This is a genomic window from Enterobacter sp. MGH 24, from assembly GCF_000493015.1.
Taxonomy (GTDB): domain Bacteria; phylum Pseudomonadota; class Gammaproteobacteria; order Enterobacterales; family Enterobacteriaceae; genus Enterobacter.
In genome coordinates, this window is record NZ_KI535657.1 from 2,322,090 (window position 1) to 2,347,921 (window position 25,832).

Genomic DNA, 25,832 nt, shown 5'->3' on the forward strand with positions numbered 1-25,832 from the left:
ACCTGCAAAATTCTATTGAGATTTTGACCATTTTTGTTATTTAAGCACTGGCGCATACTGCCTGTCATCTTAATCCTGATGATACGGAGTATTTTATGCCACTGGCGCTACTTGCCCTGACGATCAGTGCCTTTGCAATTGGCACGACCGAATTTGTTATCGTGGGTCTGGTTCCCACTATTGCTAACCAGCTTGCGATCTCGCTGCCCTCAGCCGGGCTGTTGGTGTCTATCTACGCCCTGGGCGTCGCCGTCGGTGCGCCAGTCCTGACGGCCCTGACCGGACGTTTCCCACGTAAGCAGCTGTTAGTCGCGCTGATGGTACTGTTCACCGCCGGCAACATTCTGGCCTGGAAGGCGCCGGACTACACCACCCTGGTGATTGCCCGCCTGTTGACCGGCCTTGCGCACGGTGTGTTCTTCTCGATTGGGTCCACCATTGCAACCAGCCTGGTACCCAAAGAGAAAGCGGCTTCAGCCATTGCGATCATGTTTGGTGGGCTGACCGTCGCTCTCGTTACGGGCGTACCGCTGGGAACGTTTATCGGACAACACTTCGGCTGGCGCGAAACGTTCCTTGCCGTCTCCTTGCTGGGGGTCATCGCCCTGGTGACCAGCCTGCTGCTGGTTCCGTCGAATATTCCAGGCCGGGCGAGCGCCAGCCTGCGCGATCAGCTGAAGGTGCTCACGCATCCGCGTTTGCTGATTATCTACGCGGTTACGGCACTGGGCTATGGCGGCGTATTCACCGCTTTCACCTTCCTGGCGCCGATGATGCAGGACCTGGCGGGCTTCTCACCCAATGCCGTGAGCTGGATTTTGCTGGGATACGGTATTTCCGTAGCCATTGGCAATATCTGGGGCGGCAAGCTTGCAGATAAGCATGGTGCGGTACCGGCGCTGAAATTCATCTTCGCCGCCCTGGTTGTTCTGCTGATGATTTTCCAGTTCACGGCTTCGATGCACTACGCCGCGCTGGTCACGGTGCTGGTCATGGGGATCTTTGCCTTTGGTAATGTGCCCGGGCTCCAGGTTTATGTTGTACAGAAAGCCGAGCTCTATACGCCAAATGCGGTGGATGTGGCATCGGGTCTGAACATTGCCGCTTTTAATATTGGCATTGCGCTGGGCTCCATCATTGGCGGACAAACCGTAGCACATGTTGGATTAACCCAGACCCCGTGGATTGGCGCGGTGATTGTCCTGGTGGCCTTCCTGCTGATTGGCCTGAGTGGGCGCCTTGATAAACCTGCTCGCGTCGCGCTGGGTTAACATCAGTAAGTGCTTGCTTACAAAACTGGAAAGCGGTTTCTCAGAAATTGCGTTGAAAGTATGACCTAAAGTCCCTATAACATTAGAACCAGTCCGTTTTCCGGGCTGGTTCATGTTACAGAGGCTGTTTCCAAAAGTGCGAAAAAATACCTATGCCATGCGTTATGTTGCCGGAATGCCCGCGGAGAGGATCTTGCCTCCGGGGTCATTTGCGAGCATAAGCCAGGCATTACCCGCCGGCACACCGTTAAGCAGCGATGAGAAAATCCGTGTACTGGTGTGGAATATCTTTAAGCAGCAGCGTGCCGAATGGTTATCGGTACTCAAGAATTTTGGAAAAGATGCCCACCTGGTTCTGCTCCAGGAGGCGCAAACCACCCCTGAGCTGGTAAGATTTGCCACCACGAACTATCTTGCCGCCGACCAGGTGCCTGCATTTGTTCTGCCACAACATCCCTCCGGTGTGATGACGCTTTCAGCAGCACATCCGGTCTACTGTTGCCCGCTCCGCGAGCGCGAACCTATCCTGCGTCTGGCGAAATCGGCTCTGGTGACGGTCTATCCGCTGCCGGATACCCGAATGCTGATGGTCGTGAATATCCACGCGGTCAATTTCAGTCTGGGCGTGGATGTCTACAGTAAGCAGTTACTCCCGATTGGCGATCAGATTGCCCATCACAGCGGCCCCATCATTATGGCAGGCGATTTCAATGCCTGGAGCCGTCCGCGCATGAATGCGCTGTATCGCTTTGCGCGTGAAATGTCGCTGCGTGAAGTTCGCTTTAGCGATGACCAGCGTAAAAAAGCCTTTGGTCGTCCTCTCGATTTTGTCTTCTATCGTGGTTTGAGCGTGCATGACGCCTCTGTTCTGGTGACGCGCGCCTCCGATCACAATCCTCTACTAGTTGAATTCAGTCCCGGCAAACCTGATAAATAATGGTGTGTCAGGTCTGCCGTGGGGCAGACCTGCGCGGGTGCTGCCCTTTTATTTTTAACCAACAAAGGACAGTACGATGACAACAACACACTCCCATCATGACAACGTAGAAAAACAGTTTGGTTCTCAGGCAAGTGCCTACCTGAGCAGCACCGTGCATGCTTCTGGCCGCGATCTGGTGCGTCTCGGTGAACGTCTGGCGGCGTTCCCGCAGGCGCACGTGCTGGATTTAGGCTGTGGGGCAGGGCATGCCAGCTTTACGGCTGCGCAGCAGGTCGCTCACGTTACCGCGTATGACTTATCCAGCCAGATGCTGGACGTCGTTGCCGAGGCGGCGAAAGCGAAGGGGCTGGACAATATTGATACGCGCCAGGGCTATGCCGAATCCTTACCTTTTGATGATGCGTCGTTTGAGGTAGTTATCAGCCGTTACTCCGCGCACCACTGGCATGATGTCGGCCAGGCATTGCGCGAGGTCAGGCGTGTTCTGAAGCCGGGTGGTATCTTCATTATTATGGATGTGATGTCCCCTGGACATCCGGTGCGCAATATCTGGCTGCAGACGGTCGAAGCGCTGCGAGATACCTCGCACGTGCAAAACTACGCCAGCGGAGAGTGGTTGTCATTTATCACTGAAGCGGGGCTGATCGCGCGCGCGTTGATTACAGACCGCTTACCGCTGGAGTTCAGCTCGTGGATCGCGCGTATGCGTACACCGGAAGCATTAAGCCAGGCGATCAGGCTGTATCAGGAGAGTGCGTCTGCAGAGGTAAAGGCATACTTTGAACTGCAGGAGGATGGCTCCTTTACCAGCGATACCATCATGGCTGAAGCGCAAAAAATGGGATAAACAAAAAAGGCACCGAGGGGAATCGGTGCCTTTTTATCTTTCGATCGTGCTATCAGGAGTCTGGCGTAGCGCTGTTCTTCACAAACAGCGTCAGCTGGTCGCCAGGTTTCAGATTGTCAGTATCATTGTTCCAGCGCATCACATCCTTGATGTTTACGCCGTGTCGTTTTGCGATACTGGACAGTGAATCGCCCTTGCGCACGCGATAGGTAATGCTATCGCTGTTGCTGGCGAGACGCTGTGCGCTGCTACCTGCACCTACCGTCAGAGTCTGACCCACTTTCAAGCCTGAGCTGCGCAGATTATTCCACTGCTGCAGATCTTTCGCATTCACGCCAAGACGTGACGCAATGCCCGAAAGCGTATCACCTGAGCGAACCTTATAGCTGCGGCTGTTAACTGATGATGCATCCGCGATCAGTGTTGACTGAACGGCGGCGATTTCACCAGAAGCTAAAGACTCACGTAACTGCTCAGCATGTTTCTGCGGAACCATTACATACTGCGGGCCACTTGCCCCCAGGGTTGAGCCTTTAACGCCTGCATTAAAGGTTTTCAATTTACTTACCGACATACCCGTCATATCAGCAACCTGTTGAATATCAACCGGATTACTGAGGCGAACACGCGCCAGTGCACGACTTTCGTCTGGTGTTGGCAGTTGTACACCGTAACGCTTGCTGTTCTTGAGAATATCACTCAATGCCAGCATTTTCGGTACGTAAATCTTAGTTTCCTGTGGCAGTGAGAGCGACCAAAAATCGGTGGATTTACCCCGTGCTTTATTCGCTTTCATTGCCTTCAGTACACGACCTTCGCCACTATTATACGCTGCGACCGTTAACAGCCAGTCGCCGTCAAACATCTTGTTCAGACGTTGCATCATGTCGAGAGCGGCTGTCGTTGAAGCGACAACATCGCGACGCGCATCATAGTTGCGGGTCTGTTTCAGACCATAGTTTCGCCCGGTGCTCGGAATGATCTGCCAAATGCCTGCGGCATTGGCGCCAGACGTCGCGTGTGGGTCAAAAGCGCTCTCCACTATGGGTAGGAGTACCAGCTCCATAGGCATGTTACGTTTCTTAACTTGCCCGGCTATCCAGTACATATACGGCTCTGCCCGTAACGTTACATCGTGGAGATAGCTCTTATTTCTTAAATACTTCTGTTTCTGTTCGCGAATCCGGGTATTTTCCGGAATTCCCATCTTTAGCTCGTCGCCAATAGAGGTCCACAAGTCTTGATCCTGCGCGAAAGATGTCCCATCGTCCATCCAGCGCGCCGAACTTGCAAACTTCCCTGCTTCCCCTTGACCAGCCGCAGAAAGGCTCTGTGCGTGCTGTTGTACGTTGCTGCCGTTCTGCGACTGGCAACCTACAAGCAGGACAGAGGCGAGTAATATCGCTTTTGCCTTCATGTGTGTGTCAATAGTTGCTTAAAAGACGAGCGATGATAACGGCGAAATTTTGAAAAGGCAACCCGCAATTATCTGAAGTTATCTTTCTTTGACCTTAACCATGCAAATCGTTGTTCTGGTTGTTGCAAATTTGTTTCTTGGTTAATTTTATTAATTAAATCAATATCATCTGTTCGTAGAAATAAATTAATTTGGCGCTCGTTTTTCAGAATTACGGGTAGTGTTTTTTGGTTTTTTGCACGTAACTCCTTCACTTTGTGATAATAATCCTGAATCGCTCGATCCTCGGGTAACAGGCTCACAGCAAACTTCATATTTCCTAATGTATACTCATGGGCGCAACAAATAATCGTTTCATCGGGGAGTGCGTTAATCTTCTGTAAAGACTGGTGCATTTGAGCTGGCGTACCTTCAAACAGTCTTCCGCAGCCGCCGGAGAACAGCGTATCGCCGCAAAAAAGATAAGGCTTACTGTAGAAACACAGATGTCCCAAAGTGTGACCTGGTGTAGCAAATACGGAAAACTCCCACTCGCGTATGAGGATAGTTTCGCCTTCTTCGACTACTTGCGTGATTCCCTTATCTTGTGCCTCTGCCGGTCCGTACACTACCAGATGCGGAAAATGGGTGCGCAGTTCGGGCACGCCGCCAGTATGATCGTGATGGTGATGCGTCAGCAGAATGGCTTCTGGCTGCCAGCCGTTCTCTTTTATTGCGTGCAGAACAGGGGCCGATTCTCCGGGATCGACAATGACGCATCGACGGTCGTCGTCAACCAAAACCCAGATGTAATTGTCCTGGAAGGCTGGAATACTGATAAGATTCATACATTACCTCTTATAGCGTGGCGGGTGTTTTGATGAAACCGGCAAGGATACCTCAGACTGTCGCAGCACCGGAACGTTGGGCGGAATTGCCCTGGGGTGAATACTATCGCGAAGCGTTAGAACAACAGCTGAAGCCCTGGCTCGCGAAAATGTATGGCTTTCACCTGCTTAAGATTGGCAATCTCAGCGCGGAAATCAATACCGAAAGCTGCGCTATCTCGCATCAGGTCAACGTCTCTCTCGGCGGATCGCCGGTTCAGGTAAAAGCAGACCCGTTGCATCTGCCGTTTGCGGAAAAATCCGTCGATGCGTGTTTGCTCGCCCACACGATGCCCTGGTGCAGCGATCCGCACCGTCTGCTTCGCGAAGCCGATCGCGTGCTGATTGATGACGGCTGGCTGGTACTCAGCGGATTTAATCCGCTAAGCCTGATGGGCCTGCGTAAGCTGGTACCGGTGCTACGCCTGACTCCACCTTACAACAGCCGGATGTTCACCATGATGCGCCAGCTCGACTGGCTTTCGCTGCTGAACTTTGAAGTGCTCTGCTACGGAGGTTTTCAGGTGCTGCCCTGGGCGCGGCAGGGGGGCGTGGTACTGAGCACCCATCTCCCCGCGTTGGGCTGTTTGCAGTTTATCATCGCGCGTAAGCGAACCATTCCCCTTACGCTTAACCCCATGAAGCAGAGCAAGTCGAAATCGCCCATCCGCCAGACCGTGGGTGCCACGCGGCAGTACAAAAAAACCGATTAAACGTCGGGCTGATAGCCCGCATCTTCATGAGCGGGATTGGATGCCGCAGCGCGCGCCAGTTCGTCGCAGCGTTCGTTCTCCGGGTGGCCTGCGTGGCCTTTAACCCACTCCCACTTAATCTGGTGCTGGCCCAGCGCAGCATCAAGACGTTTCCAGAGGTCGACGTTCTTGACCGGTTTCTTATCGGCGGTTTTCCAGCCGCGTTTTTTCCAGTTGTGGATCCACTGGGTGATACCCTGACGCACGTACTGACTGTCGGTGCTTAACACCACGTCACAATGTTCTTTTAACGCCTCCAGCGCCACGATGGCCGCCATCAACTCCATTCGGTTGTTGGTGGTCAGAAAATAGCCTTCGCTAAAAGTTTTTTCGTGCTGCCGATAGCGCATAATCGCACCGTAGCCGCCGGGGCCCGGGTTACCGAGACAAGATCCATCGGTGAAAATTTCTACCTGTTTACGCATCTCTGGTAGACTTCCTGTATTCGAAACGTTCAGTTAAACGATAAGTCTGACATAAATGACCGCTATGAGCACTGCAATTACTCGCCAGATTGTTCTCGATACCGAAACCACCGGTATGAACCAGATCGGCGCACACTACGAAGGGCATAAGATCATCGAGATCGGCGCCGTTGAAGTGGTGAACCGTCGTCTTACGGGGAACAACTTCCACGTCTACCTCAAACCCGATCGGCTGGTGGATCCAGAAGCGTTCGGCGTTCACGGTATTGCCGATGAGTTCTTGCTGGATAAACCGACGTTTGCGGATGTCGCTGACGAGTTCCTGGAATACATCAAAGGTGCCGAGCTTGTCATCCATAACGCCTCGTTCGATATCGGCTTTATGGATTATGAATTCAGCAAGCTCAATCGTGATATCCCGAAGACGAACACCTTCTGTAAGGTGACGGACAGCCTGGCGCTGGCGAGGAAAATGTTCCCCGGCAAGCGTAACAGCCTTGATGCCCTCTGTTCGCGCTACGAGATAGACAACACTAAGCGAACGCTGCACGGGGCATTGCTCGATGCCCAGATCCTGGCTGATGTCTATCTGACGATGACCGGCGGTCAGACGTCAATGAAGTTCAGCATGGAAAATGAATCCCAGCAGACGCAGGGCGAAGCGGGTATTCAGCGCATTGTCCGTCAGGCAAGCCGGTTGCGGGTAGTTTCAGCCAGTGAAGAAGAGCTTCTTAACCACGAATCCCGGCTTGATCTGGTGCAGAAGAAGGGCGGCAGCTGTATGTGGCGCGCCTGAAAAAACACCGGAATGTCTGTAAAATCATCGGTTGGGCGATTTTTGCAGCAAACGATTCAAAACGTGAGAAAAAGCGTTGACGAGATCGGAGGCGCACCGTAATATGCGCCTCGTTCCCCAAACGGGAACAGTGGAGCGGTAGTTCAGTCGGTTAGAATACCTGCCTGTCACGCAGGGGGTCGCGGGTTCGAGTCCCGTCCGTTCCGCCACTATTCAGAAGGCCTGAATCAGAAATGATTCAGGCCTTCGTCGTTTCAGCGTTCTGCAATCTCTTTCCCTCATTTATTGTTAACAAATGGTTAATATGTGTAGTGCAATTTATTAACAATTGCACGGATTTAGTGCATTATATGCACTAACATTGTGCATTTCGCCATCATCCCTTTCTTCAGACCTCAGTCAGAATGTGTCTTTCTGTAAAAAATAATTCACACAGAATCATTTGGTTATCTCCTGCTTTCCATAAATATACCGAACCAATTACGTATTGGTTTGGTTATTGCTTAATCATTAGCACGATAAGCTTCATTCCATATCAATAACTTATCGTTAATAAAAATAAAGCAATGATGAAAGCGAGCGAACCAATATGGAAAAACCGTCACGGTTTCTGGCAAATTCCAGCACCGCGCTTGAGCAGCTGCGCGGGCTTATCAACCAGCATGAGTCAACACCAGGCATACCGCTGCCCACGGAACGTGAGCTGTCGGACACTCTCGGCGTAGGACGACGTGAAGTGCGTCGTGCGCTGGACGTGCTGGAAGAAGAGGGGCGCATCTGGCGTAAGCAGGGCAAAGGGACCTTTATTGGCCCGGCGGCACCTGTTGAACCGCTGGCCCTTCAGGGATTGGTTCAGCAGACCAACCTTCTGGAAGTGATGGAAGCTCGTCTACAGCTCGAACCCGGCTTAGCCCGGCTTGCGGCACTGCGTGCCACCAGGGAAAACCTCGCGCTCATGCAGCGTATGCTGGAACGCATCGATAAGGTCAGCCCGGATGACCGCGATCTCAACGAACTCTGGGATAGCGCCTTTCACCGGGCGATTGCCGAGGCGGCGGGCAACCGTCTGATGCTCGGCCTGTTTGATGCCATTGATGCCGTGCGGCGTGAACCGGGCTGGCAGCATCTGCGTGAATTAGCCCGCACCCCCGAACGCGTCGACAGCTATAACGACCATCACCATAAGATCATGTCTGCGATTATCCATCGCCAGCCTAATGAAGCCGCGGCCGCCATGCGCGAACACCTGCTCAGCCTGCAAACCGCCCTGATTCAGGCGATCCACCTTGAGGACGACTTCACGCCATGACGACAATACCCTTTAAGGACGCCACGCCCGTACTGCGAGTGCAAAACCTCAACGTTATGTTTGCTGGCTCTCCGGTGAGCGTACTGGACGGAATTTCCCTGACGGTCAAAGCGGGCGAAACGCTGGCGCTGGTGGGGGAGTCCGGCTGCGGGAAAAGTATCACGTCGCTAGCGCTGATGGGCTTGCTGCCCGCCAGCGCGCAGATTGTCAGCGGTGAGATGCAGTTTCGCCGCCACGATCTGCGAAAGCTCTCGCCGCGGGAGTATGCCGATCTGCGCGGCAGCGAGCTGGCGATGATTTTCCAGGAGCCGATGACCTCGCTCAATCCGGCGTTTACGCTGGGCGATCAGCTTAGCGAAGCGGTGATGCGGCACCAGAACGTCTCACGGGCAGAGGCGATGAAGGTCGCGCTGCAGATCCTGGAGAAGGTACAGATCCCGGCGGCAGAAATGCGCCTGAAAGCGTATCCCCACCAGCTTTCCGGCGGCATGCGCCAGCGCGTGATGATTGCGATGGCGCTGATTAACCATCCCAAACTGCTGATTGCTGATGAACCCACCACCGCGCTCGACGTCACCATCCAGGCGCAAATCCTCGCCTTGCTCAACACCTTAAAAGAGGAAACCGGCACGGCGGTGCTGATGATCACCCACGATTTAGGCGTCGTGGCGGAAGTCGCTCAGCAGGTCGCCGTGATGTATGCCGGGCAGGTGGTGGAGCAGGGGAGCGTGGAGGCGATATTCGCCGACCCGCAGCACCCGTACACCATCGGCCTGATGGGCTCGATTCCTTCTCTTGGCGCACGCAAGGGCCAGCTCTCCACCATTCCCGGGTCGGTCCCGCTCCCGGAATCCATGCCGAAAGGCTGCCGTTTTGCCACCCGCTGTCCGTTTGCGCAGTCGCGCTGCCATGATGAAAAACCGCAGCTCGCCGCGCTCGGGGCGGGCCATCAGGTCGCCTGCTTCCGCGTGCCGCTCGAACAGCACATTGCCCTGGGAGAAATCGCATGACCACGCCCATTCTTGAAGCCCGTGACCTCAGCAAGCTTTTCCCCAGCCCCAAAAAGCTCTTTACTCCGGCACGGTTTGTCACGGCGGTCGATCGCGTTTCGCTTGCCGTGATGCCGGGCGAAACGCTGGCGATCGTCGGCGAGTCCGGTTCCGGGAAATCTACGCTCGGTCGTCTCCTGCTTCGCCTGCTGGCTGCCAGCGAAGGGCGCGTGTTTTACCAGGGGGAGGAGATCACCGACGCCTCCGGTGCCCGCCTGAACCAGCTCCGGCGCGAGCTGCAAATCATCTTTCAGGATCCCTTCGCCTCGCTCAACCCGCGCATGACGGTGGAGCAGATCGTCGGAGAGCCGCTGTGGCTGCATCAGAACATGAAAAAAGCGGATCGCCAGTACCGCGTTGCCGAGCTGCTTAAAACCGTTGGCCTGCCTGCCGCCTGGGCCGGGCGCTATCCGCACGAGTTTTCCGGCGGGCAGCGCCAGCGTATCGGCATTGCGCGCGCGCTGGCCTCGGGACCGAAGCTGCTGCTGGGGGATGAGCCGGTCTCCGCGCTGGACGTCTCCGTTCAGGCGCAGGTAGTCAACCTGCTGGAAAGCCTGAAGCACCAGCTTGGGCTGACGATGGTGATTGTCGCCCACGGTCTGGCGGTGATCCGCCATATGAGCGACCGCGTGGCGGTCATGTACCTCGGCCAAATCGTCGAGCTTGCCACCGTGGATGAGATTTTTGACGCGCCGCTGCACCCCTATACCCAGGCGCTGATCGCGTCTGCACCGCAGATGCAGCCGGGCGTGGAGCGGGATGCGCCGCTGCTGCAGGGGGATCTGCCCAACCCGGCCAGCCCGCCGTCCGGCTGTCGTTTCCACACCCGCTGCCCGTACGTCACCGATGAATGCCGCCAGGTTGAGCCGATCAACCAGGTGCTCGACGGTGGACGTCAGGTTGCCTGTCATCGCTGGCAGGAGATCAACCGCGATCGCAGCGTTATTCAGATCGCACCGCCATCCGCCGCCTTTCTGCGCCGCCGCGCGCTGTTTGAACACGCGGCCACTCACTCGTCCCTTCCTTCAAGGAACTCATGATAATGACAATGCGTAATTCTCTTTTGACCGTACTGGGAAGTGTTATGTTGCTTGGCGCGGCGCTGCCCGCCCATTCTGAAAGCGTGCTGCGGATCGGCCTGGGCGCTGACCCGGACATGCTCGACCCGCATCTGGCGCGCACCTACTATGGCCGCTTCGTCTTTGCTTCCCTGTGCGACAGGCTGGTGGACGTGGATGAAAATCTGAAGGTCGTCCCCGGCCTGGCTAAAGACTGGGCGTGGAGTGACGACGGTAAAACCCTGACGCTCAATCTGCGCGAAGGCGTCACCTTCCACGACGGTGAGAAATTCGATGCCGCCGCGGCAAAATACAACCTCGACCGCGCCCTGACCCTGAAAGGCTCTCTGCGTAAAAGCGAGATCTCTTCCGTTGAATCGGTCGAGGTCACCGGCCCGATGCAGATTGCGCTGCACCTGAAGACCCCCGATGCCGCGCTGCTGATGCAGCTCACCGACCGTGCGGGCGCGATGATGGCCCCCGAGGCGGCGAAAAAGCCTGACTTTGCCGCCCACCCGGTCTGCTCCGGCCCGTACAAGTTCGACAGCCGCGTGTCCCAGGACCGCATCGTGCTGACCCGCTTCGACAACTACTGGAACAAAGACGCCTACCACTTCGACAAAATCATTTATCTGCCGATCCCGGATGCCTCCGTGCGCCTCGCGAACCTGCGCGCGGGCGATCTCGACCTGACCGAAGGCATCGCCGCCAGCGACGTTAAAACCGTCGAAGCCGACAGCAAGCTGGCGCTGGCGAAGGTAACCGGCCTGGGCTATCAGGGCATCACCTTCAACATCAACAACGGCAAGGTGCCGGCCAACGATCCGTTCAAGGACGCCCGCGTGCGCGAGGCGTTTTCTCAGGCCATCGACCGCGATGCGTTAAATCAGGTGGTCTTTGAAGGGCTCTATACCCCGGCCAACCAGGCGTTTTCCCCGGTCAGCCCGTATCACGTTAACCTGCCGGTCCCGCCGCGTGACGTCGACAAAGCCAAAGCGCTGCTGAAGGCGGCAGGCGTCACCGCGCCGCTGACCGTCAACCTGCTGGTGCCGAACAACCCAACCTCGCAGCAGGTGGGTCAGGTGCTGCAGGCGATGGTCGCCGAGGCCGGATTTAACCTGAACCTGCAGATGACCGAATTCGCCACGCTGCTCGACCGCCAGCAGAGCGGCGACTATCAGCTGAGCTTCTCCGGCTGGTCGGGACGCCCGGATCCGGACGGCAGCATCTACGGCTTTATCAACAGCAAAGGCACGCTTAACGACGGCCGCTACAGCAACGCGCAGGTCGATGAGTGGCTGACCCAGGCGCGCCAGAGCACCGACCAGGCCGCACGCCAGCCGCTTTACGACAAGGTGGTGAAGCAGCTGCAAACCGACATGCCGATTGCCTACCTCTACTTCGAGCCGCGCATTTTCGGTCTGAACAAAAGCGTGCAGGGCTTTAAGCCGTACCCGGACGGCATCGTACGTCTGGCGGGTTTAACGCTGGCGAAATAAAGGTCCCGAGGAGAACCCATGCTGGAACTGATTTGCAAACGTCTGCTGCTGGCTATACCAACCCTGCTGCTGGTGAGCATGATGGTGTTCGGGCTGCAAAAGCTGCTGCCCGGCGACCCGCTGATCGCCATGGCCGGTGAGGAGCGCGACCCGGCGGTCATCGCCCAGCTGCGCGCGGAGCTGAACCTCGATGCGCCAATCCCCGTGCAGTATTTCCACTGGCTGACGCGGGCGCTGCAGGGCGATCTGGGCGTCTCCTTACGCACGCACGAACCGGTGACGCAGCTGATCGCCAGCAAGCTGCCGGTCACGCTGGAGCTGTCCCTGCTGGCGATGATTATCGCGCTGGTGTTTGGCATCAGCATGGGGATCCTCGCGGCGGTGAACAAAAACAGCTGGGTCGATCACGGGGCGAACTTCGTGGCGATCTCGGGGATCTCGATCCCGCACTTCTGGCTGGGGATCCTGCTGATTCTGGTCTTTTCGGTGAACCTGCAGTGGCTGCCCGCGTCCGGCTACGTGCCGTTCAGTGAAGATCCGCTCCAGAACCTGCGTACGCTGCTGCTGCCCGCGTCCGTGCTCGGAACCGGCCTCGCGGCGACGCTGATGCGCCATACCCGCGCCTCAATGATTGCGGTGCTGAAGGCGGATTACATCCGCACCGCGCGCGCTAAGGGGCTGCTGCCGAAGGCGGTGATCCTGAAGCACGCGTTTCGCAACGCGCTGGTGCCGGTGATCACCCTCACCACGCTGCTGTTCGGCGAGCTGCTGGGCGGCGCGGTGCTGACCGAGCAGGTGTTCACCATTCCGGGCTTCGGCAAGATGATCGTCGACTCGGTATTTAACCGTGACTACGCGGTGGTGCAGGGCGTGGTGCTGATCGTGGCAATTGGCTTCCTGATGCTCAACCTGCTGGCCGACGTGCTCTACGTCCTTATCAACCCGAAAATGCGAGGTTAACCATGGCGGAACTGACGACGCAAACCGTTACGCCCGCGCTGCCGCGCGCGCAGAACCGGGTGCTGAAGAAATTCCTCGGCAATAAAAGCGCGGTCATTGGCGCGGTGGTAGTGGGGTTCTTTGTGCTGGTGGCGCTGCTGGCACCGTGGATTGCCCCGTTCGATCCGGTCAAAGCCAACTTCCTGGCGGTGCGCAAAGCGCCGTCGGCGATGTACTGGTTCGGCACCGACGAGCTGGGGCGCGACATCTTATCCCGCATTATCTGGGGGGCGCGCACCTCGCTGATGGCGGGCTGTATGTCGGTGGTGATTGCGGTGGTTATCGGCGTGCCGCTGGGGCTGGTGGCGGGCTACTACCAGAAGATGTGGGACGGCGTGATCTCGCGCTTTATCGAGGCGCTGCTGGCCTGTCCGTTCCTGATCATGGCGATCGCACTGGGGGCGTTTTTGGGCCCAAGCCTGACCAACGCCATGATCGCCATCGGTCTTTCGGCGATGCCGATCTTCGCCCGCCTGACGCGCGGCCAGGTGATCGCCATTCGCAACGAAGAGTATATCGACGGCGCGCGGGCGATTGGCCTGCCGGATCGCTGGATCATCATTAAATACGTCCTGCCAAACGTGATGTCGCCGATCCTCGTGCAGGCCACGCTGGCGATTGCCTCGGCGATTATCGCCGAAGCCAGCCTGTCGTTTTTGGGGCTGGGGCAGCAGCCGCCTAATCCGTCCTGGGGCTCCATGCTCAACACCGCGAAAGGGTTTCTGGAGCAGGCGCCGTGGATGTCCGTGTTCCCCGGCGTGGCGATTTTCCTCGCCGTGCAGGGCTTTAATTTACTCGGCGACGGGCTGCGCGACGCGCTCGATCCGCGCCACGACTAAGGAGTCATGATGACCAAAGCGCTTGATTTTACGTCCGGTTACGCTTCACGCCGCCCGCCGATGCTGGGCCATAACGCGGTTGCCACGTCGCAGCCGCTGGCGGCGCAGGCGGGAATGAAGATGCTGCAGCTGGGCGGGAATGCCGTCGATGCAGCCATTGCCACCGCGATGGCGCTGACGGTGGTTGAGCCGACCGGCAACGGGATCGGCAGCGACGCCTTTGCCATCGTCTGGGACGGTGAAAAGCTGCACGGCCTCAACGCATCGGGTCGTTCGCCTGCGAGCTGGCATGCGGATCTGTTTGCCGGAAAAAGCGCAGTGCCGGAAATTGGCTGGGACGCGGTGACCGTGCCGGGGGCGGTATCCGGCTGGGGCGCGCTGGCGGAGCGCTTCGGCACGCTGCCGCTGACCACGCTGGCGCAGCCTGCCATTGACTACGCGCGCAACGGCTTTCCCGTCTCGCCGCTGATTGGTCATCTCTGGCAGCGCGGCTATAGCAAGCTGAAAGATCAGCCGGGCTTCAGCGCCTGCTTCGCGCCGGAAGGCCGCGCCCCGCGCGTGGGGGAAATCTTCCGCAACCCGGCGCAGGCGAACTCGCTGGAGCTGATTGCGAAAACCAACGGCGAAGCCTTTTACCGCGGCGAGCTGGCGCAGAAAATCGCTGCTTTTGCCAAAGAACACGGCGCGCACCTGACGGCTGAGGATCTGGCAAACCATCGCGTGGACTGGGTCGAGCTGCTGTCGCGCGACTTCGCGGGCGGCTCGGTGCAGGAGCTGCCGCCAAACGGCCAGGGGATCGCCACGCTGATTGCGCTCGGCATTCTGGAGCAGTGCGGCATTGAGAAGCATCACCCGGATTCCGTGCAGTCCCTGCACCTGTCCATCGAGGCGATGAAGCTGGCGCTGGCGGATCTCGACCGCTACGTGGCGGATGAAGAACACATGGCGTTCACGGCAAAAGAGCTGCTGAGCGACCACTATCTGGAGTCGCGCGCGGCGCTTATCGACCACGATAAAGCCTCTGATTTTGTCTACGGTTCCCCGACGCAGAGCGGCACGGTCTACATCAGCACCGCCGACGCCAGCGGGATGATGGTCTCGTTTATTCAGTCCAACTATATGGGCTTTGGATCAGGCATCGTGGTGCCGGATACCGGGATCAGCCTGCAAAACCGGGGCTGCGGGTTTGTGCTGGATCCCAATCACCCGAACGCGCTGGCGGGCAGCAAGCGTCCGTTCCATACCATCATTCCGGGCTTTGCGATGGACGGCAACGGCCAGCCGCTGATGTCCTTTGGCGTGATGGGCGGCCCGATGCAGGCGCAGGGGCACATGCAGATGGCGCTGCGCATTATGCTGCACGGACAAAACCCGCAGGCAGCGATTGACGCCCCGCGCTGGCGCGTGGTGCAGGGCAGGGAGGTGATTGTTGAATCGACCTTCGATCGCAATACGATTGCCGCGCTGCGCGAGCGCGGGCATCAGATCGTGGTGGAAGATCCGCTTCAGGATTACAACTTTGGCGGGGCGCAGGTGATCTATCGCCTGCCGGAAGGGCACTACGTGGCCGCGACGGAAAGCCGCAAAGACGGGCAGGCGTTGGTGAGTTAATTAACGCCTGATGGCGCTGTGCTTTTGTAGGCCGGGTAAGGCGTAGCCGCCACCCGGCTTTTATTCACCCAATGCTAAACGGATCCGCATCCTGCCACGCCGGAAACTTCTCCCGGTATTCCTTCAGCGCCGTCAACGACAGCTCCGCATCAATGCGCGTCGCCTGGTGCGGCTCGGCGGTGGCAATGATCTCGCCCTGCGGATTCACCACCCGGCTGTCGCCGCGGTAGTGATGCCCATTGCCGTCCGTTCCCACGCGGTTACAGCCCACCACGTACGCCTGGTTCTCAATCGCCCGCGCCACCAGCAGCGACTGCCAGTGCAGGGAGCGCGGCGCAGGCCAGTTGGCGACATACAGCGCCAGGTCGTAATCGTTGCGGTTGCGCGACCACACCGGGAAGCGCAGGTCGTAACAGACCAGCGGCAAAATACGCCAGCCGCGCCACTCGAACACCAGGCGCTCGTGACCCGCTTCATAATGATGATGCTCATCCGCCATGCGGAACAGGTGGCGTTTATCGTAAAAATGCACTTTCCCTTCCGGCTCCACCAGCAGGAAGCGGTTCACCGGCCCGCGCTCCGTTTGCAGCGCCGCGCTACCCGCGATCAGCGCGTTGGTCTGCTGCGCTTTGGCATGCATCCAGGCGACCACCTCATCCTGCGGCATTGACTGCTGTGCCGCTTCCATGGCGAAGCCGGTGGTGAACATCTCCGGCAGGACAATCACATCACGCCCGGTGATGCCTTCCAGTTGACGATCAAAGTGGCGCAGGTTGGCGGGGCCGTCCATCCACACTAAAGGTTGCTGCAAAATCGAAATCTTCAAACCAGGCACGATACAGACTCCTCAAACGACCACTTTTTGACACTGTAGCACGACATAACCAGAAAATGTGGCAATAAAAAACCCCGCTCAGGGCGGGGTTTGTTTAAGCGAAACGCGTTATGCCGCTTCAGGTTTGCGGTGCTTCTCCGGCAGCTTTACCGGCTGCGTCGCCAGCTCTTCCGGTTCGAAGTCATCCACGTTAATGCTGCGCAGACGGCTCTCTTCGGCTTTCACCAGCAGCGCGGCTTCATCTTTATTGATAATGCCACCGGCCAGCGCCTGTTTTGCCAGTTCGTCCAGTCGGGTAAACGGCAGGTTTTTGCCCAGCTGTTTACAGATTTTCTGGTGAATCGGGTCTGCGGCCATCACGTCCAGCAGCGCCTCTTCCAGCAGGCCCACCGGGTTATGCGGCGTTGGAGCCAGATACTGACCACGACCGATACGGGAGCGGGTTGCGCTCGGTACCTGCAGGATCTTCGCCACCTTGTGGTCCAGCTTGTCGGACGGCGCCAGGTGGTGACGACCGGTCGGGAAGATCACCGCGCGCAGAGCGCCCGCCACGAAGCGGTTCGGGAAGTTCGCCAGCAGGTCGTCAATCGCCTGTTCAGCCTGATACATCGCATCCTGAACGCCCCAGTGCACCAGCGGCAGATCCGCTTCCTGACGGCCTTCGTCGTCGTAACGCTTCAGGACCGCCGAAGCCAGGAAGATCTGGCTCAGCACATCCCCCAGACGGGCAGAGATACGTTCGCGACGCTTCAGGCTACCGCCCAGCACCGCCATGGAGACGTCAGACAGCAGAGCCAGGTTGGCGCTCAGACGGTTCAGATGCTGGTAGTAACGTTTGGTCGCATCGCCGGTCGGCGTCGCGCTGGTAAGACCGCGCGTCAGGCCCAGCCAGAAGCTGCGCACCTTGTTGCTGCCCACGTGACCGATATGTTTGAACAGCAGCTTATCGAAGGCATCCACGTCGTTGTTCTGCGCGGCGGCCATCTCTTCCAGCACGTACGGATGGCAGCGAATTGCGCCCTGACCGAAGATCATCATGCTGCGGGTCAGGATGTTTGCCCCTTCCACGGTGATGGCAATCGGTGCGCCCTGATAGCCGCGCGCCAGGAAGTTGCCTTCGCCGAGCATAATGCCTTTACCGCCTGCGATATCCATTGCGTCAATGATCGACTGCTGCGCGCGGTGGGTACAGTGGTACTTCACAATCGCGGACAGTACAGCCGGTTTTTCGCCCAGCATGATGCCGTAGGTAATCAGGGAAGCAGCGGCGTCCATCACGTAGGCGTTGCCCGCGATACGCGCCAGCGGCTCTTCGATACCTTCCATCTTGCCGATGGAGATTTTGAACTGACGGCGGATGTGGGCGTACGCACCAATCCCCATCGCCACAGATTTCAGACCGCCGGTTGAGTTCGACGGTAGGGTAATGCCGCGGCCCACCGACAGACATTCCACCAGCATACGCCAGCCCTGACCGGCCATTTTCGGACCGCCAATGATGTAGTCAATCGGTACAAAGATGTCCTGACCGCGGGTCGGACCGTTCTGGAACGGCACGTTCAGCGGGAAGTGACGACGACCAATTTCAACGCCTGGGGTAGAGGTTGGGATCAGCGCACAGGTGATGCCCAGATCTTCTTCACCGCCCAGCAGTTTTTCCGGGTCAGAGAGCTTAAAGGCCAGACCCAGCACGGTGGCGATAGGCGCCAGGGTAATGTAACGCTTGTTCCAGGTCAGGCGCATGCCCAGCACCTGTTCGCCCTGCCATTCGCCCATGCAGACCACGCCGGTATCCGGGATCGCGCCCGCATCGGAGCCTGCTTCCGGGCTGGTCAGCGCGAAGCAAGGGATTTCCTGACCGCGTGCCAGACGCGGCAGGTAGTGATCTTTTTGCTCTTCCGTACCGTAATGCTGCAGCAGTTCGCCCGGGCCTAAAGAGTTAGGCACGCCAACGGTAATGGCCAGGATCCCGGAGACGCCCGCCAGTTTTTGCAGGACGCGAGCCTGAGCGTAAGCGGAGAACTCCAGGCCGCCGTACTCTTTCTTGATGATCATCGCGAAGAAGCGATGTTCTTTCAGATACGCCCACAGCTCTGGCGGCAGGTCGGCCATTTCGTGGGTGATGGCAAAGTCGTTGGCCATGCGGCACGCCTCTTCCACCGGGCCGTCAATAAAGGCCTGCTCTTCAGCGGTCAGGCGCGGCTGCGGATAGTTGTGCAGCTTTTTCCAGTCCGGGTTGCCCTGGAACAGGTCGCCTTCCCACCAGGTGGTGCCCGCATCAATCGCTTCTTTCTCGGTGCGCGACATGGGCGGCATCACTTTGCGGAAGCCTTTGAACACCGGCGCAGAAATCATTGATTTACGCATCGGGGCAAAGTTAAACGGCAGAAGAATAATGGCAAGAGGGACTAAAAGCCAGATATTCCAGAGGCCTGCGACGCCAAGCGCAGCAGTCCAGGCCAGAAGAATCAGGCTGCTCAGGAATAAACTTACGCGGTGATAGAACAGCACACCGAGCAGAACAACGGTTGCGAGAATGCTCAAAATCATCATAAAGAAAAGCTCCCTTGCTTGTAGGAGGTCTGACCACTTGTGATGATATGGTTGTAGTTGATGTGAATTCCTTTAGCAATGTGTTTACAAAATAATTACAACCTGGTTCACATTGTTCGTGTTTTAGCCGGCACAAAAAATCAAAACGCCGGACGTTTCGCAAGGCTTTAGCTTCTCGCTTTTCCCGCTATCCGGTACACTCCACTGTGTTATTTCATCAATACTGAAGGATTATCCTCATGTACCAGGATCTTATTCGTAACGAACTGAACGAAGCGGCGGAAACGCTGGCAAACTTTCTGAAAGATGATGCCAATATTCACGCTATTCAGCGCGCAGCGGTCCTGCTGGCCGACAGCTTCAAAGCCGGTGGCAAAGTGCTTTCCTGCGGTAACGGCGGTTCCCACTGTGACGCCATGCACTTTGCAGAAGAGCTGACCGGACGCTATCGCGAAAACCGCCCGGGCTACCCGGCGATTGCGATTTCCGACGTGAGCCACATCTCCTGCGTAGGCAACGACTTCGGTTACGACCATATCTTCTCCCGCTACGTTGAAGCCGTAGGCCGTGAAGGCGACGTGCTGCTGGGGATCTCTACCTCCGGCAACTCCGGCAACGTCATCAAAGCGATCGCCGCCGCGCGTGAAAAGGGGATGAAAGTCATCACCCTGACCGGTAAAGATGGCGGTAAGATGGACGGTACGGCTGACGTTGAAATCCGCGTTCCGCACTTCGGTTATGCTGACCGTATTCAGGAAATTCACATCAAAGTGATCCACATCCTGATCCAGCTGATCGAAAAAGAGATGGTTAAGTAAGACTTCGCTGGGGGCATATCCCCAATGGATTTCGAGTTGCACTGCGGCGGCAACTGAGTGAATCCCCAGGAGCTTACATAAGTAAGTGACTGGGGTGAGCGAAGGCAGCCAACAAAAGTGCAGCTTGAAAGACGAGGGGGCTGCCCCCCGCTGTTGTGGAGGTGTTGTATGTGCGAACTGCTCGGGATGAGCGCCAATGTGCCAACCGATATCTGCTTTAGTTTCACCGGGCTGGTTCAGCGCGGTGGAGGAACCGGGCCGCATAAAGACGGCTGGGGCATCACCTTCTACGAAGGCAAAGGGTGTCGCACGTTCAAAGATCCACAGCCCAGCTTTAACTCACCGATTGCAAAACTGGTGCAGGACTATCCCATCAAGTCCCGCTCGGTGATCGCCCACATCCGTCAGGCTAACCGTGGCGAAGTGGCGCTGGAAAATACCCATCCGTTTACCCGCGAGCTGTGGGGCCGTAACTGGACCTACGCGCACAACGGGCAGCTTACGGGCTATAAGTCGCTGGAGACGGGCAATTTCCGCCCGGTCGGCGAAACCGACAGCGAAAAAGCCTTCTGCTGGCTGCTGCACAAGCTGACGGAGCGCTATCCCCGCACGCCCGGCAACATGACTGCCGTGTTCAAATACATCGCGACGCTGGCATCTGAACTGCGTGAAAAAGGCGTGTTCAACATGCTGCTCTCAGACGGCCGCTATGTGATGGCGTTCTGCTCGACGAATCTGTTCTGGATCACCCGCCGCGCGCCGTTTGGCGTTGCGACGCTGCTCGATCAGGATGTGGAGATAGACTTTCAGAAGGAGACCACACCGAACGATGTGGTCACTGTTATCGCAACGCAGCCGCTGACGGGCAACGAAACCTGGCAAAAGATTATGCCAGGCGAGTGGGTGCTATTTTGTCTCGGGGACCGTGTAATTTGACGCCAGCTGTGGGTGGACGACTTCGTGGCTCAGCGGTTTGCTGACCACGTAACGGCCATCGACGATAGAGACCACCGGTGGCTTGTGGGTCTGCTCAAAGTAGTCGTAACCCGGCTTCAGCTGTTTCCAGAAATCCGCGTAGTATGAGTACTTGTGACGCGCCATGTTGGCGTCCGTCATGCGGAACGGATAGATGCTGACCTGTACGTTAGGCTGTCCAAAGACCAGCGCGCCCGTCACGAACTGGAAAATCTCATCAATGCCGGAGTCGGTCATCGCATAACAGCCGATTGACACGCAGGCACCGTGGATCATCAGATATTTACCTTCATAACCGTGTGCACGGTCATAGGCATTCGGGAAGCCGATGTTAATGGCTTTATAGAAGCGGCTGTCAGGCTTGAGCTGGCTGCGCTGAACGTTGTAGAACCCTTCCGGACTTTTGAAATCGCCCTGACGCTGTTTTGGCCCCAGTCCGCCGGAGTAGTTACAAATTTTGTAACTATCAAGCAGCTGATATGTCTCGCCCATTTTCACAAACAGATCGAGAGTGCGTTCTTCCTTGAAGATCTGAATATAAACCGGCGATCCCATTAACTGCTGTTTATATTCTTTGCTGATCGGCGTCGTTGAGCTATTACTGCTGAGCAGCCCGGCAAACGACATGCACGGCATCAGAAGCATCGCAATGAACAATGCGATTTTACGCATACTACTAGTTCCTTGATAAAACCATGACCAACTTGCCAGGACGGCAAAAGAGACCCGAAATCAGATTATTCTGTTAGGAGCGCTCACATTAGCACCGCTATAGATTTTCGCAAGAGCCGGGCGGTGAGTTTACAAATTAGTTTTACTTTATAAACCATCAAAATTGCGATGGCTCCAGGAACTTTGCGCATTAGGTCGCAATTTGGCGCGCGCGACGGCAGATTACCTGCCCGTAGGAAGGGGAAAATGTTACACTTTGCGCCCACTGGATTGTTGTTCATGGAAACCTGCTAACCACATGTTTAAAATAAAAAAAGGACTTGATCTGCCGATTGCAGGCGTGCCAGCGCAGCACGTTTCGACAGGCGCAAGCGTCCGTCATGTCGCCATTTTGGGCGAAGACTACCTGGGTATGCGTCCTTCAATGCTGGTACAGGAGGGCGATCGCGTTATCAAAGGACAAACGCTCTTTGAGGATAAAAAAAATCCCGGCGTGATGTTCACGGCCCCCGCGAGCGGCACCGTTGTGGCCATCAACCGCGGCGAGCGTCGCGTGCTGCAGTCGGTGGTTATCCGAATAGAGGGCGATGAACAGCGTGAATTTGCCCATTACGATACTGCAGAACTCGCGTCGCTGAACCGCGACGCCGTTCAGGCTCAACTGCTGGCGTCCGGTTTATGGACCGCGCTTCGTACGCGTCCCTTCAGTAAATCCCCTGTTCCGGGCACGGAGCCGGCCGCGATTTTCGTCACGGCAATGGACACCAACCCGCTCAGCGTGGATCCGCAGCCGGTTATCCTGGCGCAGCGCAAAGCCTTTGATGCCGGACTGACCGTTTTAACCCGCCTCACGTCCGGAAAAGTCCACGTTTGCCAGGCCGGCGGCGGCAAGCTCGGGGGGCATCCGCAGGGGCAGGTCACGTTTAACGAGTTTGCTGGCCCGCATCCGGCGGGTCTGGTCGGGACGCACATCCATTTCCTTGAGCCGGTGAGCCTGAAAAAACAGGTTTGGCATCTTAATTATCAGGACGTCATCGCCATCGGTAAGCTCTTTACTACGGGCGAGCTCTGCGCTGAACGGATAATCGCCATCGGCGGGCCGCAGGCTGCAAACCCGCGCCTGGTGAAGACGCTGCTGGGCGCAGACATCAACGAACTGCTGGTAGGGGAAACGAAAGAGGGTGAGAACCGCCTGATTTCCGGTTCGGTCCTCAGCGGACGCCATGCTGTCAATGCGCACGCGTACCTGGGACGCTTCCATTTGCAGATCAGCATTGTGCAGGAAGGGCGTGAGAAAGAGCTGTTTGGCTGGGTTCTGCCAGGCGCGGAAAAATACTCCGTCACCCGGACCACGCTGGGCCACTTCCTGCGTAATAAGCTGTTTAGCTTCTCAACCAGCACGCACGGCGGCGAGCGCGCCATGGTCCCGATTGGCAACTACGAGCGCGTCATGCCGCTGGATATTCTTCCCACCGTGCTGTTACGCGATCTTCTGGCCGGCGATACCGACGGCGCGCAGGCGCTCGGTTGTCTGGAGCTGGACGAAGAAGATCTGGCGCTCTGTACCTATGTGTGTCCAGGTAAATACGAATATGGACCCGTATTGCGCGAGGTGTTAACCCGCATTGAGCAGGAAGGATAACCATGGGTTTAAAACATCTCTTTGAAAAAATTGAGCCGCACTTTACCGAAGGGAAGCTCAAAAAGTATTACCCGCTGTATGAAGCGACGACCACCATTTTCTACACGCCAGGTCTGGTGACGAAAGGCGCGGCACACGTTCGCGATGCCATCGATCTGAAGCGAATGATGATTCTGGTGTGGTTTGCCGTCTTCCCGGCCATGTTCTGGGGCATGTACAACGTCGGTCTGCAGACCATTCCTGCGCTGCACCATCTGTACGATGCGCAGCAGCTGGCGCAGGTGATTCAGTCTGACTGGCACTATCGTCTGGCGCAGTCGCTGGGCGTCAGCTTTGCGGCTGATGCTGGCTGGGTCAGCATGATGACGCTGGGCGCGGTCTTCTTCCTGCCGATTTACATCACGGTCTTTATCGTAGGCGGCTTCTGGGAAGTGCTGTTTGCCATCATCCGTAAACATGAGATCAACGAAGGCTTCTTCGTGACCTCTATTTTGTTCGCCCTGATTGTTCCCCCGACGCTGCCGCTCTGGCAGGCGGCGCTGGGCATCAGTTTCGGCGTAGTGATTGCCAAAGAGATCTTCGGCGGCACCGGGCGTAACTTCCTCAACCCGGCGCTGGCGGGACGCGCGTTTCTGTTCTTTGCGTATCCGGCGCAAATCTCTGGCGACCTGGTGTGGACGGCAGCAGACGGTTTCTCCGGCGCGACGCCGCTTTCACAGTGGGCGGCAGGCGGCGGTGAAACGCTGGTGAACAATGCGACCGGCCAGCCTGTGACCTGGTTGGATGCGTTTATTGGCAATATTCCGGGCTCCATTGGCGAAGTGTCTACCCTGATGATTTTGCTTGGCGGAGCCATCATTCTCTTTGGCCGCGTGGCCTCATGGCGGATCGTCGCGGGCGTGATGATCGGCATGGTGCTGACCGCCACCCTGTTCAACGTTATCGGTTCGACCACCAACCCGATGTTCTCCATGCCCTGGTACTGGCATCTGGTGCTGGGTGGCTTCGCGTTCGGCATGATGTTCATGGCGACGGACCCCGTCTCGGCCTCGTTTACTGACAAAGGTAAATGGAGCTACGGCGTGCTCATTGGCGCGATGTGCGTTCTGATCCGCGTGGTCAACCCGGCGTATCCGGAAGGGATGATGTTGGCCATTCTGTTTGCCAACCTGTTTGCGCCGCTGTTCGATTACCTGGTGGTGCGGGCCAACATTAAGCGGAGGAAGGCGCGTGGCTGAGGTTAAAAATAACGACAGCATCAGCAAAACGCTGCTGGTGGTGCTGGTGCTCTGTCTGGTCTGTTCTATTGTCGTGGCCGGTTCTGCCGTGGGGTTAAAACCCCTGCAGCAAGAGCAACGTGCGCTGGATAAACAGCGCAACATCCTGGCCGTCGCCGGGCTGATGCAGGAAGGCATGACGAAGGACGACGTCGCCGACGTGTTTGCTGAACGCATTACTCCACGGCTGGTGGATTTAAAAACCGGCGAGCTGATGGATAAAGACCCGACGAAGTATAACCAGGCGCTGGCGCTGAAAGATCCGCAGATGAGCACCGTGCTTGACGCCTCACAGGATCCGGCAGGTATAAAGCGCCGCAGCAACATCGCGGAGGTCTACCTGGTACTTGACGAGCAAAAACGCGTACAGGAAGTGGTTTTACCGATTTACGGTAACGGTCTGTGGTCAATGATGTACGCGTTTGTGGCCCTTGATACCGATGGGCGCACCGTAAAAGGCATTACGTATTACGACCAGGGCGAAACGCCGGGGCTGGGTGGCGAAGTTGAGAACCCTAACTGGCGGGCACAGTTTGTCGGCAAGAAAGTGCTCGACGATAACGGTCTGCCTGCGCTGAAGGTGATGAAAGGGGCGGCACGTCCCGGTGACGACTACGCCGTTGACGGGCTTTCCGGCGCGACGCTCACATCAAAAGGCGTGCAGCACAGTTTTGATTTCTGGATGGGCGAGCTGGGCTTTGGTCCTTTCCTGAAAAACGTACGTGAAGGAGCGCTGAACAATGGCTGATACCGGTGAACTGAAAGAAGTTAAAAAGGTGCTCATTGGCCCACTGTTAGCCAATAACCCGATCACGCTGCAGGTGCTGGGCGTCTGTTCCGCTCTGGCGGTAACGACCAAGCTGGAAACGGCGGTGGTGATGACGCTGGCGGTCACACTGGTCACGGCATTCTCCAGCATGTTTATCTCGATGATCCGCCACCACATTCCCAACAGCGTGAGGATCATCGTACAGATGGCGATCATCGCCTCGCTGGTGATCGTGGTCGATCAGCTGCTGCGCGCCTTCGCCTATGAAACCTCAAAGCAGCTCTCGGTGTTTGTCGGGCTGATCATCACCAACTGTATCGTCATGGGGCGTGCAGAAGCCTACGCCATGAAAATGCCGCCGCTGGCGAGCTTTATGGACGGCATCGGCAACGGCCTTGGCTACGGCGTGATCCTCCTGACCGTTGGGTTCCTGCGCGAGCTGATTGGCAGCGGCAAGCTGTTTGGCATCACGGTGCTGGACACGGTGCAGAACGGCGGCTGGTATCTGCCAAACGGCCTGTTCCTGCTGGCTCCTAGCGCGTTTTTCATTATCGGTTTGTTGATCTGGCTGATTCGTACGCTGAAGCCAGAACAGCAGGAAAAGGAGTAACCG

General features: G+C 57.2%; 24 protein-coding genes and 1 tRNA gene. 19 read left to right on the plus strand and 6 right to left on the minus strand.

The window, feature by feature from the left end; genetic code table 11:
• Nucleotides 1-95: 95 nt before the first annotated feature.
• From L370_RS10910 to L370_RS10900, 3 genes are all read left to right on the plus strand, one after another.
• Nucleotides 96-1,271: an MFS transporter gene (locus tag L370_RS10910; protein ID WP_023334594.1), complete on the plus strand. Its 1,176-nt coding sequence runs from the start codon at nt 96-98 to the stop codon at nt 1,269-1,271.
• A 136-nt stretch (nt 1,272-1,407) separates the two neighbouring features.
• Nucleotides 1,408-2,208, plus strand: coding sequence for an endonuclease/exonuclease/phosphatase family protein (locus tag L370_RS10905; protein ID WP_024909448.1), 801 nt, complete (start codon nt 1,408-1,410; stop codon nt 2,206-2,208).
• Nucleotides 2,209-2,284: 76 nt separating this feature from the next.
• Entirely contained in the window at nt 2,285-3,058 is a 774-nt protein-coding gene (locus L370_RS10900; protein ID WP_023334595.1) for a class I SAM-dependent methyltransferase, read from the plus strand.
• 52 nt (nt 3,059-3,110) lie between these two features.
• Here L370_RS10900 and mltD read toward each other — a convergent pair whose 3' ends face one another.
• Both mltD and gloB read right to left on the minus strand, forming a co-directional pair.
• Nucleotides 3,111-4,475 carry a murein transglycosylase D gene (gene mltD / locus L370_RS10895; protein WP_023334596.1) on the minus strand — a complete coding sequence of 455 codons (1,365 nt, stop codon included), beginning with the start codon at nt 4,473-4,475 and terminating at the stop codon, nt 3,111-3,113.
• 68 nt (nt 4,476-4,543) lie between these two features.
• Entirely contained in the window at nt 4,544-5,302 is a 759-nt protein-coding gene (gloB, locus tag L370_RS10890) for a hydroxyacylglutathione hydrolase (RefSeq protein WP_023334597.1), read from the minus strand.
• 32 nt (nt 5,303-5,334) lie between these two features.
• On the opposite strand from gloB, the gene L370_RS10885 reads away from it, so the two are divergent.
• Nucleotides 5,335-6,054, plus strand: a complete 720-nt coding sequence (locus L370_RS10885) for a class I SAM-dependent methyltransferase (protein ID WP_023334598.1) — start codon at nt 5,335-5,337, stop codon at nt 6,052-6,054.
• Here L370_RS10885 and rnhA read toward each other — a convergent pair.
• The gene (rnhA, locus tag L370_RS10880; protein WP_023334599.1) at nt 6,051-6,518 is read right to left on the minus strand and encodes a ribonuclease HI; all 468 of its coding nucleotides are present in this window, start codon (nt 6,516-6,518) and stop codon (nt 6,051-6,053) included. The two genes, L370_RS10885 and rnhA, sit on opposite strands and share 4 nt — an antisense overlap.
• A gap of 64 nt (nt 6,519-6,582) precedes the next feature.
• Between rnhA and dnaQ the strand changes: the two genes are divergently transcribed.
• The 9 genes from dnaQ (at nt 6,583) to L370_RS10835 (ending at nt 15,678) form a co-directional block, all read left to right on the plus strand.
• Entirely contained in the window at nt 6,583-7,314 is a 732-nt protein-coding gene (dnaQ, locus tag L370_RS10875) for a DNA polymerase III subunit epsilon (protein WP_072250569.1), read from the plus strand.
• A gap of 132 nt (nt 7,315-7,446) precedes the next feature.
• Nucleotides 7,447-7,523, plus strand: a tRNA-Asp gene (locus L370_RS10870).
• A 380-nt stretch (nt 7,524-7,903) separates the two neighbouring features.
• Nucleotides 7,904-8,623, plus strand: a complete 720-nt coding sequence (locus L370_RS10865; protein ID WP_023334601.1) for a FadR/GntR family transcriptional regulator — start codon at nt 7,904-7,906, stop codon at nt 8,621-8,623.
• Complete coding sequence (locus L370_RS10860; RefSeq protein ID WP_023334602.1) at nt 8,620-9,633, plus strand: ABC transporter ATP-binding protein; 1,014 nt, start codon at nt 8,620-8,622, stop codon at nt 9,631-9,633. The genes L370_RS10865 and L370_RS10860 overlap by 4 nt, the downstream gene beginning before the upstream one ends.
• Nucleotides 9,630-10,712, plus strand: a complete 1,083-nt coding sequence (locus tag L370_RS10855; protein WP_023334603.1) for an ABC transporter ATP-binding protein — start codon at nt 9,630-9,632, stop codon at nt 10,710-10,712. Before L370_RS10860 ends, L370_RS10855 begins: the two co-directional genes overlap by 4 nt.
• 2 nt (nt 10,713-10,714) lie before the next feature.
• Entirely contained in the window at nt 10,715-12,229 is a 1,515-nt protein-coding gene (locus L370_RS10850) for an ABC transporter substrate-binding protein (protein ID WP_023334604.1), read from the plus strand.
• 18 nt (nt 12,230-12,247) lie between these two features.
• A complete protein-coding gene (locus L370_RS10845; protein ID WP_023310491.1) occupies nt 12,248-13,189 on the plus strand; it encodes an ABC transporter permease in 942 nt (313 codons plus the stop codon).
• A 2-nt stretch (nt 13,190-13,191) separates the two neighbouring features.
• On the plus strand, nt 13,192-14,067 hold the full coding sequence (locus L370_RS10840; RefSeq protein ID WP_023334605.1) for an ABC transporter permease: 876 nt from the start codon (nt 13,192-13,194) through the stop codon (nt 14,065-14,067).
• A 9-nt stretch (nt 14,068-14,076) separates the two neighbouring features.
• The gene (locus tag L370_RS10835) at nt 14,077-15,678 is read left to right on the plus strand and encodes a gamma-glutamyltransferase family protein (protein WP_023334606.1); all 1,602 of its coding nucleotides are present in this window, start codon (nt 14,077-14,079) and stop codon (nt 15,676-15,678) included.
• A 64-nt stretch (nt 15,679-15,742) separates the two neighbouring features.
• Here the strand turns inward: L370_RS10835 and L370_RS10830 are convergent, their stop codons facing one another.
• Together L370_RS10830 and fadE are read right to left on the minus strand one after the other, a co-directional pair.
• Nucleotides 15,743-16,513: an amidohydrolase gene (locus tag L370_RS10830; protein ID WP_023334607.1), complete on the minus strand. Its 771-nt coding sequence runs from the start codon at nt 16,511-16,513 to the stop codon at nt 15,743-15,745.
• Nucleotides 16,514-16,621: 108 nt separating this feature from the next.
• Entirely contained in the window at nt 16,622-19,066 is a 2,445-nt protein-coding gene (gene fadE / locus L370_RS10825; protein WP_023334608.1) for an acyl-CoA dehydrogenase FadE, read from the minus strand.
• A 239-nt stretch (nt 19,067-19,305) separates the two neighbouring features.
• Here fadE and lpcA point away from each other — a divergent pair, with 239 nt between their 5' ends.
• Nucleotides 19,306-19,884 carry a D-sedoheptulose 7-phosphate isomerase gene (gene lpcA, locus L370_RS10820; RefSeq protein WP_010427884.1) on the plus strand — a complete coding sequence of 193 codons (579 nt, stop codon included), beginning with the start codon at nt 19,306-19,308 and terminating at the stop codon, nt 19,882-19,884.
• Between the two features lie 168 nt (nt 19,885-20,052).
• A complete protein-coding gene (locus tag L370_RS10815; RefSeq protein ID WP_023310496.1) occupies nt 20,053-20,820 on the plus strand; it encodes a class II glutamine amidotransferase in 768 nt (255 codons plus the stop codon).
• Here the strand turns inward: L370_RS10815 and dpaA are convergent.
• On the minus strand, nt 20,791-21,531 hold the full coding sequence (gene dpaA / locus L370_RS10810) for a peptidoglycan meso-diaminopimelic acid protein amidase (protein WP_023334609.1): 741 nt from the start codon (nt 21,529-21,531) through the stop codon (nt 20,791-20,793). The genes L370_RS10815 and dpaA overlap by 30 nt on opposite strands.
• Before the next feature lie 298 nt (nt 21,532-21,829).
• Here dpaA and L370_RS10805 point away from each other — a divergent pair, with 298 nt between their 5' ends.
• Genes L370_RS10805 through L370_RS10790 form a run of 4 tightly spaced genes read left to right on the plus strand, consistent with a single transcriptional unit; the run spans nt 21,830 to nt 25,829 of the window.
• The gene (locus L370_RS10805; protein WP_023334610.1) at nt 21,830-23,173 is read left to right on the plus strand and encodes a Na(+)-translocating NADH-quinone reductase subunit A; all 1,344 of its coding nucleotides are present in this window, start codon (nt 21,830-21,832) and stop codon (nt 23,171-23,173) included.
• A gap of 2 nt (nt 23,174-23,175) precedes the next feature.
• A complete protein-coding gene (locus tag L370_RS10800; protein ID WP_023334611.1) occupies nt 23,176-24,411 on the plus strand; it encodes an NADH:ubiquinone reductase (Na(+)-transporting) subunit B in 1,236 nt (411 codons plus the stop codon).
• Entirely contained in the window at nt 24,404-25,198 is a 795-nt protein-coding gene (locus L370_RS10795) for a Na(+)-translocating NADH-quinone reductase subunit C (RefSeq protein ID WP_023334612.1), read from the plus strand. The genes L370_RS10800 and L370_RS10795 overlap by 8 nt, the downstream gene beginning before the upstream one ends.
• The gene (locus tag L370_RS10790; RefSeq protein WP_014882676.1) at nt 25,191-25,829 is read left to right on the plus strand and encodes an NADH:ubiquinone reductase (Na(+)-transporting) subunit D; all 639 of its coding nucleotides are present in this window, start codon (nt 25,191-25,193) and stop codon (nt 25,827-25,829) included. Before L370_RS10795 ends, L370_RS10790 begins: the two co-directional genes overlap by 8 nt.
• Nucleotides 25,830-25,832 lie beyond the last annotated feature (3 nt).